This is a genomic window from Saccharopolyspora sp. NPDC003752 (assembly GCF_053605825.1).
The window spans coordinates 112912-130932 of record NZ_JBSGJZ010000005.1 but is presented as its reverse complement, the minus strand read 5'-3'; the positions used below and the strand labels follow the sequence as shown (position 1 = coordinate 130932).

General features: G+C 68.3%; 19 protein-coding genes and 1 tRNA gene. 8 read left to right on the top strand and 12 right to left on the bottom strand.

What is annotated here, in order from left to right; translation table 11 throughout:
• Positions 1-142: 142 nt before the first annotated feature.
• Entirely contained in the window at positions 143-1174 is a 1032-nt protein-coding gene (locus ACWEV3_RS08675) for a tetratricopeptide repeat protein (RefSeq protein WP_452613286.1), read from the top strand.
• Between the two features lie 121 nt (positions 1175-1295).
• Here the strand turns inward: ACWEV3_RS08675 and ACWEV3_RS08670 are convergent, their stop codons facing one another.
• On the bottom strand, positions 1296-1712 hold the full coding sequence (locus tag ACWEV3_RS08670; protein ID WP_358580050.1) for a YeeE/YedE thiosulfate transporter family protein: 417 nt from the start codon (positions 1710-1712) through the stop codon (positions 1296-1298).
• Entirely contained in the window at positions 1712-2368 is a 657-nt protein-coding gene (locus ACWEV3_RS08665; RefSeq protein WP_452613285.1) for a YeeE/YedE family protein, read from the bottom strand. Before ACWEV3_RS08665 ends, ACWEV3_RS08670 begins: the two co-directional genes overlap by 1 nt.
• A gap of 1279 nt (positions 2369-3647) precedes the next feature.
• Here ACWEV3_RS08665 and ACWEV3_RS08660 point away from each other — a divergent pair.
• A complete protein-coding gene (locus ACWEV3_RS08660; protein WP_452613430.1) occupies positions 3648-4589 on the top strand; it encodes a bile acid:sodium symporter in 942 nt (313 codons plus the stop codon).
• A gap of 60 nt (positions 4590-4649) precedes the next feature.
• Here the strand turns inward: ACWEV3_RS08660 and ACWEV3_RS08655 are convergent, their stop codons facing one another.
• Positions 4650-5042 (bottom strand): VOC family protein, encoded by a 393-nt coding sequence (locus ACWEV3_RS08655; RefSeq protein WP_452613284.1) that lies wholly within the window; start codon positions 5040-5042, stop codon positions 4650-4652.
• 249 nt (positions 5043-5291) lie between these two features.
• On the opposite strand from ACWEV3_RS08655, the gene folP reads away from it, so the two are divergent.
• From folP to ACWEV3_RS08640, 3 genes are all read left to right on the top strand, one after another.
• On the top strand, positions 5292-6107 hold the full coding sequence (gene folP, locus ACWEV3_RS08650) for a dihydropteroate synthase (RefSeq protein ID WP_358580057.1): 816 nt from the start codon (positions 5292-5294) through the stop codon (positions 6105-6107).
• Positions 6107-6856, top strand: a complete 750-nt coding sequence (locus tag ACWEV3_RS08645; RefSeq protein WP_452613283.1) for a dihydrofolate reductase family protein — start codon at positions 6107-6109, stop codon at positions 6854-6856. Before folP ends, ACWEV3_RS08645 begins: the two co-directional genes overlap by 1 nt.
• 283 nt (positions 6857-7139) lie before the next feature.
• Complete coding sequence (locus ACWEV3_RS08640; RefSeq protein ID WP_452613282.1) at positions 7140-7487, top strand: helix-turn-helix domain-containing protein; 348 nt, start codon at positions 7140-7142, stop codon at positions 7485-7487.
• 9 nt (positions 7488-7496) lie between these two features.
• Here ACWEV3_RS08640 and ACWEV3_RS08635 read toward each other — a convergent pair whose 3' ends face one another.
• The 6 genes from ACWEV3_RS08635 to ACWEV3_RS08610 form a co-directional block, all read right to left on the bottom strand.
• Positions 7497-8087: a ClpP family protease gene (locus ACWEV3_RS08635; RefSeq protein ID WP_452613281.1), complete on the bottom strand. Its 591-nt coding sequence runs from the start codon at positions 8085-8087 to the stop codon at positions 7497-7499.
• Positions 8084-8710, bottom strand: a complete 627-nt coding sequence (locus ACWEV3_RS08630) for a ClpP family protease (protein WP_452613280.1) — start codon at positions 8708-8710, stop codon at positions 8084-8086. The genes ACWEV3_RS08635 and ACWEV3_RS08630 overlap by 4 nt, the downstream gene beginning before the upstream one ends.
• A gap of 156 nt (positions 8711-8866) precedes the next feature.
• On the bottom strand, positions 8867-9256 hold the full coding sequence (locus tag ACWEV3_RS08625) for a hypothetical protein (protein ID WP_452613279.1): 390 nt from the start codon (positions 9254-9256) through the stop codon (positions 8867-8869).
• Positions 9257-9840: 584 nt separating this feature from the next.
• Positions 9841-10467: a hypothetical protein gene (locus tag ACWEV3_RS08620; RefSeq protein ID WP_452613278.1), complete on the bottom strand. Its 627-nt coding sequence runs from the start codon at positions 10465-10467 to the stop codon at positions 9841-9843.
• Between the two features lie 662 nt (positions 10468-11129).
• The gene (locus tag ACWEV3_RS08615; RefSeq protein ID WP_452613277.1) at positions 11130-11531 is read right to left on the bottom strand and encodes a DUF6578 domain-containing protein; all 402 of its coding nucleotides are present in this window, start codon (positions 11529-11531) and stop codon (positions 11130-11132) included.
• Positions 11532-12137: 606 nt separating this feature from the next.
• Positions 12138-12213: transfer RNA gene (locus tag ACWEV3_RS08610), tRNA-Lys, on the bottom strand.
• A 335-nt stretch (positions 12214-12548) separates the two neighbouring features.
• Between ACWEV3_RS08610 and ACWEV3_RS08605 the strand changes: the two genes are divergently transcribed.
• Entirely contained in the window at positions 12549-13271 is a 723-nt protein-coding gene (locus ACWEV3_RS08605; protein WP_452613276.1) for a DUF4232 domain-containing protein, read from the top strand.
• Positions 13272-13364: 93 nt separating this feature from the next.
• Positions 13365-13802, top strand: a complete 438-nt coding sequence (locus tag ACWEV3_RS08600; protein ID WP_452613275.1) for a nitroreductase family deazaflavin-dependent oxidoreductase — start codon at positions 13365-13367, stop codon at positions 13800-13802.
• 215 nt (positions 13803-14017) lie between these two features.
• Here ACWEV3_RS08600 and ACWEV3_RS08595 read toward each other — a convergent pair whose 3' ends face one another.
• Positions 14018-15037: a hypothetical protein gene (locus ACWEV3_RS08595; protein WP_452613274.1), complete on the bottom strand. Its 1020-nt coding sequence runs from the start codon at positions 15035-15037 to the stop codon at positions 14018-14020.
• Between the two features lie 216 nt (positions 15038-15253).
• On the opposite strand from ACWEV3_RS08595, the gene ACWEV3_RS08590 reads away from it, so the two are divergent.
• Positions 15254-16369, top strand: a complete 1116-nt coding sequence (locus tag ACWEV3_RS08590) for a sensor histidine kinase (RefSeq protein WP_452613273.1) — start codon at positions 15254-15256, stop codon at positions 16367-16369.
• Between the two features lie 217 nt (positions 16370-16586).
• Here the strand turns inward: ACWEV3_RS08590 and ACWEV3_RS08585 are convergent, their stop codons facing one another.
• Positions 16587-17201, bottom strand: coding sequence for a response regulator transcription factor (locus ACWEV3_RS08585; RefSeq protein ID WP_452613272.1), 615 nt, complete (start codon positions 17199-17201; stop codon positions 16587-16589).
• A gap of 336 nt (positions 17202-17537) precedes the next feature.
• Complete coding sequence (locus ACWEV3_RS08580; RefSeq protein ID WP_452613271.1) at positions 17538-17996, bottom strand: hypothetical protein; 459 nt, start codon at positions 17994-17996, stop codon at positions 17538-17540.
• Positions 17997-18021 lie beyond the last annotated feature (25 nt).

The window sequence follows — 18021 nt, the reverse complement described above, 5'->3', positions numbered from 1 at the left end:
GAGTCCAGGTCCGCCGATTCTTCCTTGCCTGCCGGTGTTTCCCGCCAAGCGCAGACGCGGAGTCGTGCCGTTCCATGATCAGCGGTGTCGGTCGCTCGTGGCATGCTCGCGCCTCAACGCTCCGACGAGAGAAAGCAACTACATGACCCTGCTGGACGACCACGGATCGGCCCTTCCGCTTCCCCCCGATCCGCTGAGCCCGGTGCCCGACCAGGTCGAGCGCGGGCTGGCGGCGTACCGGGCGGGCGATTCCCAGGAAGCGCGGACCCTGCTGACCGACATCGCCGACGCGGGACGCACCGCCGTGTCCGGGCATGCGGCCATGGCGCTGGCAGGCATCGAACTCGGCGAGAACGGCCTCGGCGACTCCTGCCGGCGGCGGCTGGAGCAGGTCGCTGCGGGAGAAGACCCGTGGCTGGGCCCCTTGGCGGCCGTGATGCTCACCCCGGACTTCGCGGACTCCGGCCGAGTGCTCCTCGGGAGCCTCGCCGCTCAACTGACCGGTGCGCTGGAGGCGGCCCGGAACGGCTTCGAGCAGGCCGCCGACGTCCACGAGGGCACGGATGCCGGGGACGTCGCCAACATCCTCCTCGGCAACCTCCTGCTCCAGAGCGGTGACCAGGCCGCGGCCCTCAAGCCGCTGCGGAACGCGCGACAGATGTGCGACGGCCTGTTCGCCGGCTACGCGGGTCACCTCGAAGGCCATGTGCTCATCGGGCAGGGCGAGAAGGAACGCGCGAGCCAGGTGCTCAGCTACGCGCACGGGGAGTCCCACCCGGCCAGGGGCGGCGGCGAGGGACTGCACCCGTGGGTCGCCGTCCGGTTCGGCGAACTGCTGGCGGGCGACCCGTGGCTGGACCTCGTCTACGACCAGATGGAGAACAGCGGGGTGAGCGAAGGCGAAGTGATCCGGGAGCCCTTCGAGTCCGCCCTGTACCACAAGGAGGTCAGCCGTCCCGCACTCGCCGACATCGGATTGCACCTGTTCCCAGGGGATTTCGAACCGGTGCACGCAGCCCTGGACCGCCTGAAGGCCTGGAGCGACGAGCGGTACGAGCGAGCCCGGAGGCTGGTGCTCGCGCTCTACACCCACGTCGAGGACGGCCGGGACGAGGAAAGGAACCTGGGCCTGAAGGAGCTGCGGGAGAGGCTGAGCCTCCCCAAGCCCCGCTGAGGGCGCTACGGGCGAAAAGCCCTGCCAGCAAAGAACCCCAGGTTCGCGACCTGGGGTTCTTTGCTGCCACCCGAAGGGCGGGATGCGGGGCCCGGTCCAGGACAGGCCCCCGCATCGGTCGCTACAGCCCGCAGGAGCCGCGGTCGAGCTGGAAGAACCTGGCGTTCGCCCAGCGGCACAGCCACATCCCGACCATGACGCCGGCGATCGTGACGAGAGCGGGCAGGTAACCGCTGGCGACCTGGATGATCGGGATCGCCGGGCAGCCACCCGAGATCGCCCAGCCGGTGCCGAACAGCACCGCGCCGGGGATCACGCCGCCGTGGATTCGCCCCGGCGAGCGGCGGACACCCACCACGGCGAAGATCACCACGATGATCGCCACGGCCCCGGCGAAGGCGTACAGCATGCGGGGATCCTGGAAGGTGAACATGCGGTTCAGCTCGGTGTAGTCGCCGAACCCGATGTTGGTGACGACGAAGCCGAGCGCCAGCCCGGTAATGATGTTGGCGACGAGCACCGCGCCCCTGGTACGCATCAGATCACCTTCCACAGCAGGAACGAAACGACGACGGCGGTGCCGAAGAAGACGGCAGTCGCAACGAGGCTGACCGGGCGCAACCGCCCGCAGCCGCTGAGTCCGTGGCCGGAGCTGCAGCCACCGGCCAAGCGGGTGCCGAAGCCGACGAGGATGCCTCCGACGAACAGCACGCCGATCATGACGTTCGAATCGGCGGTGACGAGCTGGCGGAAACCCTCGCCCATGTCGAAGCGGACCTCGAACCGGCCGGCGACGACGGCGGCCACCCAGCCGCCGACGAAGATCGACAGGAGCAGGGCGGCCTGGGTGACCAGAGGCGCCGAGCGCACGCTCCGCGTCGTGGCCTGCTCGGGCGCCGCGGATCCGGCGTCCTGGCCGTGCGGCTGCGCGCCACCGCGCATCACGTCCGGCGAGGTGGGTGCTTCGGATCGGGTCCCGAACTCCGCGGCGGTCGCCGCGGCGAACGCTTCCTCCAGGGCGCGGTCGTCGGCGAACTGGGCCTCCTGCCGTTCGATGCGGCGTTCGGCGCGCCAGTGCAGGACGCGATCCCACGCCGAGGACACCCCGAAGGACCGATCCGTGATCAGCGTGTAGTTGATGGTGACCAGGGCGAGCCCGATCGCGCCCGCCCACCAGGGCCAGTAGTTGCTCATGCGGGGCCTCTCATCCACTCGGCGAGCCGGGTCCACCAGCGGCGTTTCGAGCCCTGCGCTCGCGTGGGCCGCGCTACCTGGTCCGAGGTCGGTGGGGTTCTTGGGACTTGCGGGGCCCGCGAGGGGGCCGGCGGGGGTTGTGTGGGCTGTGACTGTGGGGGGCGGGGGGACTGAGAGCGGAATGACGACTCGCGAGGCCTGGTCAGGTCCGGTCTCGGCGCCGGTTCGAACCAGGCCACGGTTTCCGGCGACTCGGAGATGAGCGGCGCGGGCGGGGTCGGTTCGGCCGTGGCGGACCGCTCGGCGGCCTTCCTGATGTGCCCCACGTCGGCACCGTTCGGGAGCAGCGAGATCGGCACGAGCTGGCCCCGGGACGCCAACTTGTACCGGGCGCAATCGTGCCACCTGTCATTGCTGTCGCAATAGGATTCGCGCCAGCCGCTCAAGCTTGCCTTCAACAACGGGAAGAGGGGGCATGATTGGGCGTGGGAGCAGCCCATATTACTCCGATCTGACCTGCTCATACCGCCTGGTCGGGGTAGGTGATATGGCGCGATCATGTCGTTCTTCTATTTGCACAACCCGACCAGCGATCGCAGGGCGTAGCGAAGTGCAACACACCGTAACGCGATCCCCCTCCGGATTATTAATACGACTTATCCCCCGGCTCGTTACTCCCGTTACACGTCCGGCAAAAAGGCGAATCTCAATCAAAAAAGCACGATGACCAGCTGCTTTCCAACATGTTCACGATTAAATAACAAAACATCGATGAATATGGTTACTGCACCGTGATACGAGCGTTCTCAAATCGATGCCAGGCGATGTGGAATTCGTCCTACTTAATATCGCGCGGTTATGCCGCCTCCCGCAGTTGCACGCGGAGGGGCGAAACCTGGTGAAAGTCACTACCGTCGCCTGCTGACTCACGTGCCACACGAGCCCCTTTGCTGGTCAAATGGTGCGGGCCGGACGAAGTCGCGGATTATTCGCCAGTCGCCGAGGGCGCGGCCGAGGAACCCCGTTCGTGACTCACGGCCGTCGATGACGCAGGACGCGTACCTTTGCTACCTGCGCAGAGCACGAAAGAACGCCCACCGGAGACATGGACGTTCGACGTTGTTCGTGCACCGAAAAACCCAAGAGATCGAGCGAGTGGCTGGTGCGAAGCCACACCGACGCCATCCCGACGGCCTGCCCCGGCTAGCCACGTTGCTGGTTCGTCCGCACCCTGCAAGGAGAACGAACGTTGTCGTCCGCATCGGGCCTGGTCGCAGGCATGGAACGCCATCAGGTCGCCGGCTACGTGGGCGCGCTCGCGGCCGGGGCTGTCGTGGGCTGGGCCGCCCCCGATGCGGGGCCGGGCCTGGAGCAGGCCATCAACCCGGTGCTCGCCGCTCTGCTGTACGTGACGTTCTTGCAGGTACCGGCCGCCGAGCTGGGGCGCTCCCTGCGGGCAGGCCGGTTCCTGGGAGCCGCGCTGGTGGTGAACTTCGTGGTGGTACCGCTGGTCGTCGCGGCCATGTTCACCTTCCTGCCCGCCAACCAGGCCGTGCGGTTGGGAGTGCTGCTGGTCCTGCTGACGCCGTGCATGGACTACGTCATCGTCTTCAGCGGACTGGCAGGCGGCAGCAGCCAACGACTGCTCGCAGCCACACCACTGCTGCTCCTCGCGCAAATGGTGCTGCTGCCCGGCTTCCTCTTCCTGTTCCTGGGCTCGGACCTCTCCGATGTCGTCGAGGCCGGTCCCTTCATCGAGGCGTTCGTCGTGCTGATCGTCATCCCGCTGACGCTGGCCTGGCTCACCCAAGCCTGGGCGGCTCGCGGGAAGACCGGGCGACGATTGGCCGACGCGGTGAGCACCCTGATGGTGCCGCTCATGGCCGCGACCCTGCTGGCGGTGGTGGCCTCCCAGCTGCCGAAGCTCAGCGACGGCCTCGCCGCGGTGGCCCGCGTCGTGCCCTGCTACGTGCTCTTCCTGGTCGTCATGGCCTTCGCCGGGCGCGCCGTTGCCCACCTGTTCCGCCTGGACGTCCCGGACGGCCGCGCGATCGTGTTCACCGGCGCCACCCGCAACTCGCTGGTGGTCCTCCCCCTGGCCCTGGCCCTGCCCGACGCGCTGGCCATCGCGGCGGTCGTGGTCGTCACCCAAACCCTGGTCGAGGTCGTCGGCATGGTGATCTACGTCCGAGCAGTGCCCCGGCTCCTACCCACCCGCTGATTCCCGGGCCGGACGACGCCGATCGAGCGAGGTGACGTACGAGCAGCTCGCGGTGACCGTTCATGCCGGGCCGAGCAGGTCCCACCGGTTGCCCGAGATGTCCAGGAAGACGGCGACCCGCCCATAAGGTTCGGCGCGTGGCGCGGTCACGAATTCGACCCCGGCCCCGACCATGCGGTCGAACGCGGCGTCGAAGTCGTCCACCCGCAAGAACAGACCCACCCTGCCCGCGAACTGGTTCCCCACCGCGGCAGCCTGCTGCACACCGTCCGCGCGAGCGAGCAGGATGCCGGTTTCCCCGCCTGGCGGCCGAACGACGACCCACCGCTTCGGACGTCCGTCATTCGTCGACGACGGCGTGTCCTCGACGAGTTCGAAGCCCAGTGCTTCGACGAAGAACTCGATGGCCCGGTCGTAGTCCTCGACGACCAGCGCCGCCAGCTCCACCCGCATCCTCGCGATCCTAGGCCGATCACGAATCCGAACTTCCCGACAGGACGTCGGCCACGTTGCCCGGGTACAAGCGCGATCAGCTCTGGCAGACTGGCCCGTATCCACCCCTGAGCGCACATCCGGTTGCAGAGGGTAACGGCGGCTCGGGCAGCTACCGCAGGAAGGATCGGGCCAGTGCAGGAACTCGGCTCTAGCGCATTCGACCTCTCGTTCCGTGGCCGGCGAGTGGTTCGAGACCGGGCGTTGGTGATGGCGATCGTCAACCGCACGCCCGACTCCTTCTACGACCGGGGTGCCACGTTCGAGGAGGACGCGGCCAAGGCGGCTGTCGATCGCGCCGTTGCGGAAGGCGCCGATGTGATCGATATCGGCGGTGTGACCGCGAGTCCCGGCGCGGAGGTCGATGCCGAGGAGGAGATCCGGCGGGTGCTGCCCACCGTCGAGTGGATCCGGGCAACGCATCCCGATGTCTTGATCAGCGTTGACACCTGGCGGCACGAGGTCGCCGACGCGGTTTGCCGCGCCGGCGCCGACATCATCAACGACGCGTGGGGCGCCGCCGACCCGCAGATCCTCGACGTGGCGGCGGCCTACGAGGCCGGCTACGTGTGCACCCATTCCAACCGCGTCCCCCGGGCGGAGCCGGTTCGCTCGGACTACGAGGATGTCGTCACCGCGGTTCTGGACGAGACGGTGCGGCTGGCCGAGCTCGCCGAATCCAAGGGCGTCCCGCGCGGTGGCATCCTCGTCGACGGCACCGGATACGGGAAGAACACACCCGACCACCTGGCCCTGGTGGCGCGGGTGCAGGAGATCGTGGAAACGGGCTGGCCGGTGCTGATGGCACTGTCGAACAAGACCTTCGTTCGCGAAAGCCTCGACCTCGACGTCGCCGATCGGGAGGAGCTCCTCACGGGCACGTTGGCGGCCACCGCGATCGCGGCCCGCGTCGGGGCGGCGATGTTCCGCGTGCACCAGGTTCTGCCGACTCGGCGCACGCTGGAGATGGTCGCCTGCATCAACGGCACGCGGACCCCGGCGCGAGAGCAGGAATGGATCTCGTGATGAAGCAGATCTGGCCAGAGCACGCCGACCTCGACGATCAGCAGCTCGAACGCCTCTACACGTATCCAGCGGGCCACCGATGGCTTGTCGTCAACTACGTCTCCAGCGCTGACGGAGCCGTTGAAGTGGGCGGCCGCGCGCGCCGGCTCTCCAGCCCAGCCGATCAGCAGGTGCTCAAGCTCGGGAGCGACCTCGCGGACGTCCTGCTCGTCGGTGCCACGACCGCGATGGTCGAGGAGTTCCGCGGCGTGCACCCGGACGAACCCACGCTCGAACTGCGTCGTCGTCACGGGCTCCGGGATGTCCCGCCGACGGCCGTGGTCACGACCGGCAAGTCCCTGCCCGCCGATGCGCCGGTGATCACCGAGGCGGCTACCCCGACCCTGGTGATCACCTGCGCCACCGCGCCGGTGAAGAAGCAGAAAGCCTGGGAGGAGGCCGGCGCCGAACTGCTGATCGCCGGGGAGGACACCGTCGACCTCGCCGCCGCGACCGAGGCGCTGGCCGAACGCGGCCTGAACCGGATCGACTGCGAAGGCGGCCCGCACCTCTTCGGCGGACTGCTCGCCGCTGGTGTGGTCGACGAGCTGCGGTTGACGATCTCGCCGCTGCTGGTCAGCGGCACGCACGGGCGGATCGCCACTGGGCTGCCGCTCGACCCCATCGACATGGAGCTGGCATCCGTCCTGACCGAAGACGGCGCGATGCTGGTGCGCTACCTGGTGCGGAACCGTCCGGCGAAGCCCTGAACCGGCGCGGCCGCCTTCCGGTTTCCCTGATCATCGACGTTTGCCGTTGGCTGCCAGCACCTTTGGATACCTGCACGAACGCAGGGGCGGATTTCGCGTTGCCTGCGGGCGTTTGCTTGCTGGCTTTCCCTGCTCCCCGATGACAGGACGTCGGCTTCAGCACGGCGGTGTCGAGGACCGGCATGTCGACGACAAGCGACGATGCCCTGCGGGCCGAGCCCGGTGTTTCCGCCGGGAGCGGAACCGCTGCCCTCGGGCGCGGGGCCGGTGTCAGGATGACGGTATGGCGGACATCCTCCCCTTCCACCAGAAGCGCACCCCCCTGCCGGATCGTGAGCCGGAACCGCTGTGGCGTGAGGTGCTGGGCCGGAGCCTGCGCACGACCAGGGAGGAGCAGGGTGGCCGCCTCGTCGACATCGCGGAGCGGGCCGGCATCTCGCCGCAGTACCTGTCCGAGATCGAACGCGGCCGCAAGGAGCCCTCCAGCGAGATGATCGCCGCGGTCACGGGTGCGCTGGGCGTCGACCTGGCCGACCTGCTCGCCGGCATCGCGGGCGACGTCCGGCAGCGCCGCAGCGCGGGCCCCGCGGTCAGGCGCCGCCCCGCGGGACCCGTGCTCATGGCCGCCTGAGACGCGGTCTCAGGTCCGGTGATCGAGGACGCGGTCCGCGAGCCCGTAGTCGACGGCGCCCGCCGCGTCCAACACGCGGTCCCGGTCGGTGTCGTGCCGCAGGTCCGCGACACCGCGACCGGTGTGCGCCGAGAGGATCTCCTCCATCTGGGTGCGCACCCGCACCACCTCGTCCGCCTGGATGATGAGGTCCGGGATGGCGCCGCGGCCCTGCGCCGCGGGCTGGTGCAGCACCACCCGGGTGTGGGGCAGCACGGATCGGTGCCCGGCCTCGCCCGCGGCCAGCAGCACCGCACCGGCCGCAACCGCCTGGCCCACGCACGTCGTCGCCACCGGCGCCTTGATGTAGCGCATCGTGTCGTACAGCGCGAGCATCGCGGACGGGTCACCGCCCTCGCAGTTGATGTACAGGTTGATCTCCCGTTCCGGGTTGTCCGCCTCCAGGTGCAGCAACTGGGCGATCAGCGCGTTCGCCACGCCCGAGTCGATCGCGGTGCCGAGGTAGACGATCCGCTCCGACAGCAGGTGCGAGTAGACATCCATGATCCGCTCGCCGCCCACGCTGCGCGTGATGACGTTGGGGATGGTGTAGGTGCTCATTCGCCGGCTCCCGTCGCCGCGCCGAGCCCCAGTTTGTGCGTGCGCACGGGCACGAGCTGGTCGAGGCTGTCGACGATGTGGTCGATGAAGCCGTACTCGCGCGCTTGCTCGGTGGTGAACCAGCGGTCGTGCAGCGAGTCGGTGAAGATCCGTTCGATCGGCTGGCCGGTGTCCTCCGCGATGATCCCGAGCACCGTGTCCCGGGTGTGCCGCAGGTCGTCCGCCTGCACCTCCACCTCGACCGCCGATCCGCTGATCCCGGACGAGCCCTGGTGCATCAGGATCCGGGCGTGCGGGAGGGCGAAGCGCTTGCCCGGTGTGCCCGAGGACAGCAGGAACTGACCCGCACTGCACGCCAGTCCCAGCGCGAGCGTGGCCACGTCGCACGGCACGAGCCGCATCACGTCACGGATGGCCAGCATCGCGGAGACCGAGCCGCCCGGCGAGTGGATCCACAACGAGATGTCCTTCCCGGGATCCTCGCTCGCGAGGGACAGCAGTTGGGTGGCGAGCACGGTCCCGTTGTCGTCGTCGAGCGGGCCGTCGAGGACCAGTACCCGCTGGCTGAAGAACCGTTCTCGGAGTCGGTGGTCGAACAGTGGCTGCTTCTCGTGGTCCGTCATGCCCCGACAATGCCGCCACCCCGGCGCAGTTCCCGGGTTTCTCTGCTGTGAGCAGATCAGCCCTCAGCAGCCCGGCACCGAACTATCCACTGTGGACTTGGAGACGCCCCGAGCGGTGCGGGCGTGCAAGCTCCCCCAGAACCAGCCTGTACGGACTCATCGGCGCAGGCGCCTGCGGATCGCCGCGGCCACCATGAGGATCGGCACGATCGGCGGAAGGAGAGCCAATGGCCAGAACGCGCCCACCAAAGCAGGCAGCACCAACAGCAGCGATCCGAAGCCGAGGGTGAAGCCGAGGTCACCATCCTGATCGTCGTGGGGACGCCGGACAAACACGGCGACCAGACCTACTACGGCCATGACCACCAGCACCCGCAGACCCCACAGGCCGATCTGTGCCGTGCCCGGCGCTAGAACGGCCACGGGAAGGAAGACCACGAGGTACACCCATGGACCGACGACGCACACGCGCGCTGCGACGAGAGCTCGCCCATCAGAGCGCCCCTTGGCACTGGGCGGCTTGCGCCACCACACGATCATCGGCATCTCGACCCTCCCCTGGTCCTGCGCCGCGGAACGCCCTCATGGCAGGGGGCAGCATAATGCCGACCGCGCCTGTCAGTTTCCACGCGACAGTTTTCCAGGGACAAAGCAAGGGCGAAGCCCACGAACACGAAACCCCAGGCCTTCGACCTGGGGTTTCGGCGGGCCGCCAGGGAATCGAACCTTGAGCCCGCGATTCTCGATTCCGTGATCACCAGTGTTTGCCTTCGTCTGCCAACATCTTTGGTTACCTGCGCGATCTCCGACTACCGATTTCGCCTTGCCTGCCGTTGTTTGCGGTCGCTAGCGGGTGATTTTTGGCAATTGGTCGGCAACCTCTCCCCGCTGCCGTTGAACCCCGAAGACCACTTAGGGAGCCCAGCGTGAGTGTGGCTGGAGTTCAGCGCTACCCCGGACGTCCGGGCGTCACCGCCGGAGCTTCGTGCCGGGAGCAGTCCTGCGCGTCCGTACCTTCCTCGTCCCGGGCGACTACCCACCGCATGGAGATCGTGGTCCCCTGCACTGCGCAGAGGTGCGCACCGGACGCGTCGTAGCCCCCGGAAGACCCGCAGCACCTCACCCGTGGATCAATCGGCTCTGGTTTCCCGGACGCCGAGGCGGACGATCCGCGCGACGGTGAACACACCAACCCCGGCGAACAGCACGCCCCACGGGAAATTGGTCATGAAGGCCCGGGGCGCGCTGGAATGCGAGTCCGGGACGATCAGCGCCACCAAGTCCGCCTCGGCCCACGACTGGATCGCCGCTGCGGCCACGCCGCCGATCACCAACCACCAAGCTAACCGGCGGAGCGAGGCCACCACGGGCTCGCTGAAGACGCGATCCCGCCCGGCGATCCGGGACAACCTGAGGATCATCCACAAAGTGCCGAGGTAGAGCACCGCATTCGGGAGGCGGGAGAGCAGGCCCAGCGCGATCGCCGCACCGGTGGGAGCGGTTGTGCACACCTGGGCAAGCTCGCTGTGCAGGTGCACCACGTTCGGCACCGGGCTGGCGTCGCTGCTGATCGGGATCTGGTACTCCGACGTGATCGAGCAGACCTCACCCTTGCTCACGCCCAGGAAGCTGAAGTTCGTGCTGAACAGGGCCGCAATCCCGAAGACCGCAAGCACGATCGCCCCGTAGTAGAACAACACAGTCGCAACGCGGGTGATGGGTTGCAGCGCATCCCGCTGATCGGATTGATCTGCCATGAGCGCGCACCCTAGGGCAACAAGATCATCACGTTGGCCGATTCGCGGAAATCCCGCTGCTGAGCCGGGAAGACGATTGGGGCGCTCCAGCCGTCGGCGACCGCTTACAGATGCCTGTGCGCTTCAGCCAGCGGACCCGCTCCATAGCGATCGTCCTGAACCCGCGGATTCTGAGGCCACACCTGCGGTTGTTTTGCGAGGGTAACGCGTGGCGGACTCGGCCATCCAGTCGGATACCGCAGACCGCCCTCGAACACGGGACCTTCTGATGGCGTTTCCGTGATCCCCGACGTTTCTCGTCGTTTACGGATACTTCCCTCTACCTGCGAAAACGAACCGCCCGACCTTCCCGTGAGAGCCGGTCACCTGTGGTCCTTCGCGGTCGATTCTTGGCGATGAGTCGGCAATCCGGAACTACCGGTGCAGCTCGCCATCTGCGGCCTCACCGACACGAAGCCATCCTTTCGGGCAGCTGGCGAGAATCACCTGACTTGGCTCACGTTCGGGCCGGAATCGGCAACGCGGTTCGTTGGCCTGTGGTGTTGTCGGCGCGATGGGCGAGATTTGCGCACTAAAATCAGGGGCCTAAGAGCGTGTCTCGTTTGGAGCTTGGTCCGAAACAGCGGTCTCCCCTAACCACCCAACCCAGCCACCCGCCCGGATCAGGCGGGACCGGCGCGGAAAACGTCCAGTTCGACGAGATACCCGTTGAAGTGCAGCCCGGACATTTCGGCCTCCCAGCCATCAGCACGGTCCACCTCGGTCAGAACCGCCGAACCGGGCACCGGGTAGGGGTGGCTATCGCCTCCGTGGGCAGCCGCATATCGGCAGTAAGCACGCCTGATGCCCAGCACCCTCGCGCGTACTGGCGAGACTTCCTCAGGCACCTCGTTGTGATGGCTCTCCACGTGCGAGACGCTCTGGGCCAGTTCGGGTCCCAGTGCCGCCGCCAGCCATTCGCGGTCTGGATCGTCGCGCAGCGTCCAATCCACGCGCTCGCCCACCGCGAACGGCTCGCCGCAGCACTGTATTTCCCACTCGCTCACCCACACCAGCGCGTTCATGCCACCAGTCTCTCGGATGTGCGGGCGGGCCGGAGCGTCTTCCGGCGAGCCCGACGCTCGCGCCTGATCATTTTGGCAGCTGGCGATAGTCAAGGGGCGAAGTTCCGAAGGACGTGGATCTGCGGGGCTAGGGGTCCCCGCGCATGCACGCCCTTGACCTCGGCTGCTGCCCGGAGACACTTCTTGGTTCGGGTGAGATCACGTTGTGGTGTTCCGTGACGGGACCACAAGCCGGTGAGCACCTCACGGCCGGCGGATTCGTGCTCGACGGGAGTGGTCAGGTGACCAACTCGGCGACGCGCCCAGCATGTTCGCTGAAGCTTGCCCAGGTGCCCGGCTCGATGAGGCCGGCCGAATCGGGTGGCGGCCTTCTCCGCCACTGGCGGTTCCTGCGGGGCCGCCCTTGACGAGGCAGGGTTGACGGCCCGGCTGATCGCAAACCAGCTCGGGCACTCGCGGCCGCCGATGACTCAGGATGTGTACATGGGCCGAGACGCAGTCAGCGCTCGATGCGGCCGGCGACGAGGCCGACGAGTAGTTATGTGTGGGAAAGGTGTGGCTCGGCATCCACAAAAGCGAAACCCCAGGCCGTGTGACCTGGGGTTTTGGTGGGTCGCCAGGGGATCGAACCCTGAACCCGCGGATTAAAAGTCCGCTGCTCTGCCAGTTGAGCTAACGACCCGCGTGCCCAAGGTTACAAGGTCCGGGCGATCTTGTGCGGTACCGGTCGCAGCTTCTTCGCCGATGAAGGTCACATCCGCACCCGCCTTGCCCTGCGGTGAGGGGTTCCCCCACCCCCTCCGGCCCGTGGCCGCCGCAGCGCCCGAGGCTGTCTACGTTCGGCGCCGGGGCGCTTCACCCGTTGCCGCCCGGCTTCGGGAGCAGCGTGATCCTGTGATTACATCACTGCAGGTCAGCGAGTTTTGAAAACTTCTTTCGGCTCATTGACAACCCCGGCGGGCGGTACACGTCTTTCGGGGCAAAGGGGAACGAAACAGCTTTTCGAAGGGGACACCAATGCAGCTCAACCGCACTCGGACGCTCGGCGCGATCTCCGGACTCGTCGGGGGCGCCCTCCTGCTCGCCGGATGCGGCCAGCCGGCTGCAGCGCCGCAGACCACGCAGGGCACCACCGACGGGTCCGCGGCGGCCGCCGGGATCGCCCCCGGCGAGTTCCACCCCGACCAGTCCGCCGGTGACGGCAAGTCGACGAGCGACTCCAAGCCCTCCGCCGGCATGACCGCCGGTGGCCAGGCGCCCGGCAGCGGTCAGCGCACCACCGGTGCCAAGTGCACCTCCAGTGACTTCAAGGTCGACCTGAACGTCCAGCCCGACCGCCCCGGCGTCCTGCTGATGGCCGTCACCAACAAGTCGCAGAAGGTCTGCGACCTGAACGGCTGGGCGACGGTCACGCCGCTCGACATGACCAACAGCACCATCGACGTGCCGACCCAGCAGGTCGAGATCCCGGGCGGCCCGACGGACTTCAGCCTCGACCCGGGCGAGACCGGCTTCGCCGGCGTGCTCATCGAACTCGGCGACAAGGGCGACTCGAACACCTTCACCGCCACCGGATTCCAGGTCGGCGTGCCGGGCGCCGGCGACGCGGTGAACGCCACCGTCTTCGGCACCGACGGCACCAACACCGGGAACGGCGGGCTCTACGCGGAGTTCCCGATCAAGTCGATGAAGGTCGGCACGCTGCAGCCCGCCGCCCAGGGCGTCACCGTCTTCGACTGATCCTGGCGGGTTCGCCGGTCGGCGGCAGGGGAATAGGGGCCTCCCAGGGGGCGTTCCACAGGCGCCGTTGACGCTGACGTTAGGAGCGCTTCAATGCCGCTGACCGGCGAATATGAACCCAGCCCGACGGAGTGGGTGCGCAACCAGGTCGAGGAGTACGAAGGCTCGGGCGGCACCAGGGGAACCACTCTGCGCGGGCTGCCGGTGATCGTCCTGACCACCAAGGGCAACAAGTCCGGGAAGCTCCGCAAGACCCCGCTGATGCGCGTGGAGCACGACGGCTCCTACGCCGCCGTCGCCTCGCTCGGCGGGGCGCCGAAGCACCCGGTCTGGTACTACAACGTGCTCTCGAACCCCACTGTCGAACTGCAGGACGGGCCGATGCGCCGGGACTACGTGGCGCGGGAGGTCACCGGGGACGAGAAGGCGCTGTGGTGGTCGCGCGCGGTCGCCGCCTATCCGGACTACGCGGACTACCAGGAGAAGACCTCGCGCGAGATTCCGGTGTTCGTGCTGGAACCGGCTGCTTAGCATGGTTGGGGCGCGACGGCTGATGCCGTCGCGCCCCGACTGTCTACCGCGACCCTCGTCTGTGTGCGTCGGCGGCATTTCGCACGTCCACCACTGCGATGCCGGGCGCATGCTCGTCCACAAAGGACAGTAAGTCGTCCGGACTTTTCCGCCGTGGCAACCGCTTCCAGTTTCTCCGCGCGCAGAAGTCGCGATCTGGTGGTGGCGTAGCCGCGTCAGGCCGGGGTGCAGGTGGCTCGGACCTGGGTCGATGCGATGTGGGCGCCTTCGCCGTCCGCGCCGCCCGCGTAGTCCTCGCCCCGGTCGTGCAGCTTCACCGAGATCTTGCCCTGGGTGATCTGGTACGACCCGAGGTCCACCCACTTGCCGAGGTTGGTGACCTGGTTGATGTCCTTCACGCCGATCACGTTCGCCGCGCCCTGCTCGAACGAATTGAAGATCGAGTAGTGCGCCTTGGTCGCGCCGACGTTGCGGCGGTCGCCGTCGTTGGGGATGTAGACCGACAGCGCGCAGGTGCCGGTCGTCACCTTGCCCGACACGTCGAAGGTCCACTTCGCGGAGTTGCTGGGGCCGGAGGCGTCCAGGTCTCCGGACATCGGCATCGCATCGAAGGTGCCGCGGCAGCGGCCGTCGGCGGCACCGCCGTTGCGGATGTACCAGCCCTCGCTGCCGTTCGAGTGGTAGCCGACCGCCTGGTACTTCTCCGTCGCGGTGTTCGAGCAGCCCGCCCCGGCGATGAGCGTGCCGCTCCCGCCGCTCGGCCCGCTCACCGTCGACTGATCCGGCGGGGGCAGCGGGTTCTTCCCCGTCTCGGCGGGCTCCTCGCCCCGTGCCGGGGGGACGTCGTTCCCGGCCGTCAGCTCGGGCTGCGCGGGCGGTGCCGGCACCGGTTCCGGCATGGCTTCATGCCCCGGCAACGCCTCCACCGCGTCGATCGGAACGCCGTCCGCGGCCATCCCCGGGGTGTCGTCGTCGCCCGAGAACAGCACCGCGAGCACGAACGGCACGGAGACGAGGATGACCGCCGCGGCGGCCAGGGAGATCAGCGAAACCTTCGACGGCAGGCCGACGTCCTTGGCCGGCTGGGGCGGAACGTCCGCGGCGGGCGCCGGTTCCGGCCGCGCCGCGCCGGAAAGCGAGGCCAGCGGGACCTTTTCGTAGGACGGCTCGTCGGGTTTCGCCGATTCGATCGGAGTGCCCTCCGCCGGCACGTAGAGCCGCAGTTCCGGCGGCAACGAATCCAGAGAGCGGTCCTCGGGCGACCCAGCGCCCCCGTTCCGATCAGTATCCGACGCCACACTTACTCCAGAAATCGGGGAAGGCGACGTTCCCGAAAGGGACACCGCGTTTCAGCCCGTAGCTTATACTTTGCCCAGATCTGGGGGGAACCTGCCGCTGATGCACCTTTACCAGATGTAAACACCTGGTCGACAGCAACAGAAACGAAGGTCATGCACGACCTCATCTTCGTCGCGCTCGTATCGCTGTGGTGCTCGGTGGCCGTGGGCCTGCTCGGCGCCTGGATCCTGTGGTTCCTGCGGCGGGGGTCGCTCGTCGTGATGATGATGATGCTCGCGGTCATCACCACCATCTCCATCGGCTTCACCTTCGTGGTGCTCGCATTCCTCGACCTGTTCACCGTGCGCGGCATGACCGCTGTGCTGCTGGCGTGCATCCCGACGGCCGCGGTGTCGGTGATGCTGTGCCTGCTGCTCGGCAGGCGGATCCTGCACGGCAGCCGGAACCTCGCGCGCGCCACCCGCACCATGGGCGAGGACGGCCGGTTCGCGGCGCCCGCCCAGTCCGGCTCGGCGGAGCTGGCCGTGCTGACCCAGGAACTCGCCGCGACCAGCGCCGCGCTCACCGCCTCGCGGGAGCAGGAGCAGCTGCTGGAGGCGTCGCGGCGGCAGCTCATCGCGTGGGTGTCGCACGACCTGCGCACGCCGCTGGCGGGCCTGCGGGCGATGACCGAGGCGCTGCAGGACGGCATGGCCCGCGACCAGGACCGCTACCTGGGCCTGATCCTGCAGGAGACGCAGCGGCTGGACCACCTGGTCGGCGACCTGTTCGACCTGTCCCGCATCCAGTCCAACTCGCTGACCCTGTCGCTGACGCCGGTGTCGCTCGCGGACCTGATCAGCGACGCGGTGACCGCGATCGAGCCGCAGGCCCGCAGCCGCGGCGTGCGGCTGGTGCCGGGCGGCATCGAGCCGGTCGCGGTGCGGGTGGACATCCGCCAGATCAACCGGGTGCTGGGGAACCTGCTGAGCAACGCCGTCCGGCACACCCACCCCGGCGGCGCGGTCACGGTGTGCGCGCACGCGGCGGAGGGCCGGGCGGTGCTGTCCATTTCGGACGCCTGCGGCGGAATTCCGGAGGCGGACCTGCACAAGGTCTTCGAACCGGGCTGGCGGGGGACCCCGTCCCGCCCGGCGGGCAAGGACGTCGGTGGCGGGCTGGGGCTGGCGATCGTGCGCGGCATCATCGAGGCGCACCACGGCGGCGTCGCCGTCCAGAACGTCGAGGGCGGCTGCCAGTTCACCGCGTGCCTGCCGCTGGCCGGTTGAGGCTCGGCCTTGGCACGCCGGGTCTCCGGCGCAGTTTCAATTGAAACTGCGAACCTTCGGCGTGTCGGAGCCCGACACGCCGGGTCCTGTGGACAACTTCCGCAATTTCAATGGAAATCAGAGCTCTGATTTCCATTGAAATTGCGGAGGACCGAACCTCGGGTGGTGCCGTGGGTGGGGTGGCCGGGGTGTTGTCGGGCGAGGCATCGGTTGGGGATCAGGCGGCTGCTAGAAGGGGTTCCCGTCGGACGACGCCCAGTTCGATCGCCTTTCGGGTCAGCTCCGCCTTGTTGCGGACCTCCAGCTTCGCCCGGATCCGCTTGACGTACGTGTCGACCGTCGCCCCGGACAGGCCCATCCGCCGGGCCGCCTGGGAGTGCGTGTAGCCGTCGGCGATCCAGCGCAGCACCTCCTGCTCGCGCCGGGTGAGCACCTGCTGCGCGGGCTCCGCCGGGGCGCCGCCTCCGATCAGGGCCGCCCGGGAACCCGACGCGACGTACACCGCGCCGCGCGCCACCACGCCGAGCGCGTCGTAGAACTCCTGGTCGTCGCAGCCGTCGCCGATGAAGCCCAGCGCACCGGCCCGCAGCAGCTCCGGGACCTGCGCGGCGGCCTGCTCCGGCAGCACCACGAGCACCCGGTAGGAGCGGCTCAGCCGCGAAACGCAGTGCACCAGGGCGTCCGCCGGCAGCGTTCCGCCGTAGGCGAGGACCGCGACGTCGGAGGTGCCGGACAGCCGCTCGGGGGCCTGGCCGAGCAGCCGGGAGATCTTCTCCTGCAACTCGGGGCGGTCGGCGAACACGGTCACGTCGGACAGCACACGAACCAGCAACGTTCTTCACTCCCGGTGTCGCCGGTTCGCGCCGCGGCACAGACCTCTTCGGCTGTTCGTCGCGATTCGGCGGAATTTGGTGGGGCTAGGGAATTTCCGACTAGCCCGCGGCCTCTCTGACACCAGGAACGCTACCTGCGGAATGGCCGGGATCGAAGAGATCCCAACGGTCTGTAAACGTCAGTCGGACCTTGTAAGAATCTGTAAGGGTCGCGCGCCCGCGGTAATCGATCGCGCACTTTCCGCAATGCGCGACTGCACCGCACACTCTGGGCGCGGGAGTGAGTGTGCGGTGCAGCGCGGTTCCCGGCCCGCGGGAGGGGCCGGGAGATCGGGTCACCAGCGGCGGTGCGCGCCGGTGCCGAGCGGCCGGATGGCCGGCAGCACGGCGGTCTGCGCCGCGGCGACGTCCGCGACGTGCGGGCGGGGCGTCGTGCGCATGGGCACGGTTTCCCGGGCCGGCCGGGGCAGGACCGGGAGCAGCTGGGTGTCGCCGTTCAGCCGCGCGCCTGCGCGGCCGTCGAGCAGGTCGATGCGGGTCAGGTCGCCGTTGTGCGACTCGATCACGTCCCGCAGGGTGCGCCGGTCGGCCCGGGAGACTGGCAGCTGCCGACGCTCGGCGAACGCCGCGAGCGCCTGGGCGGCCGCGAGTTCGTCTCCGTTGTCCAGGTGGTTGGCAACCGCAGCGCTGAGGTTGTCCGACATTTCCGGTGCGAGGTGCAGGAACACCTCGTCGAGCTCGTCGAAGCCGTCCATCTCGGAGGGCATGATCACGCCCTGATCCCAAACGAACACGGTTTCCTCCTGAATTCGCCGACTT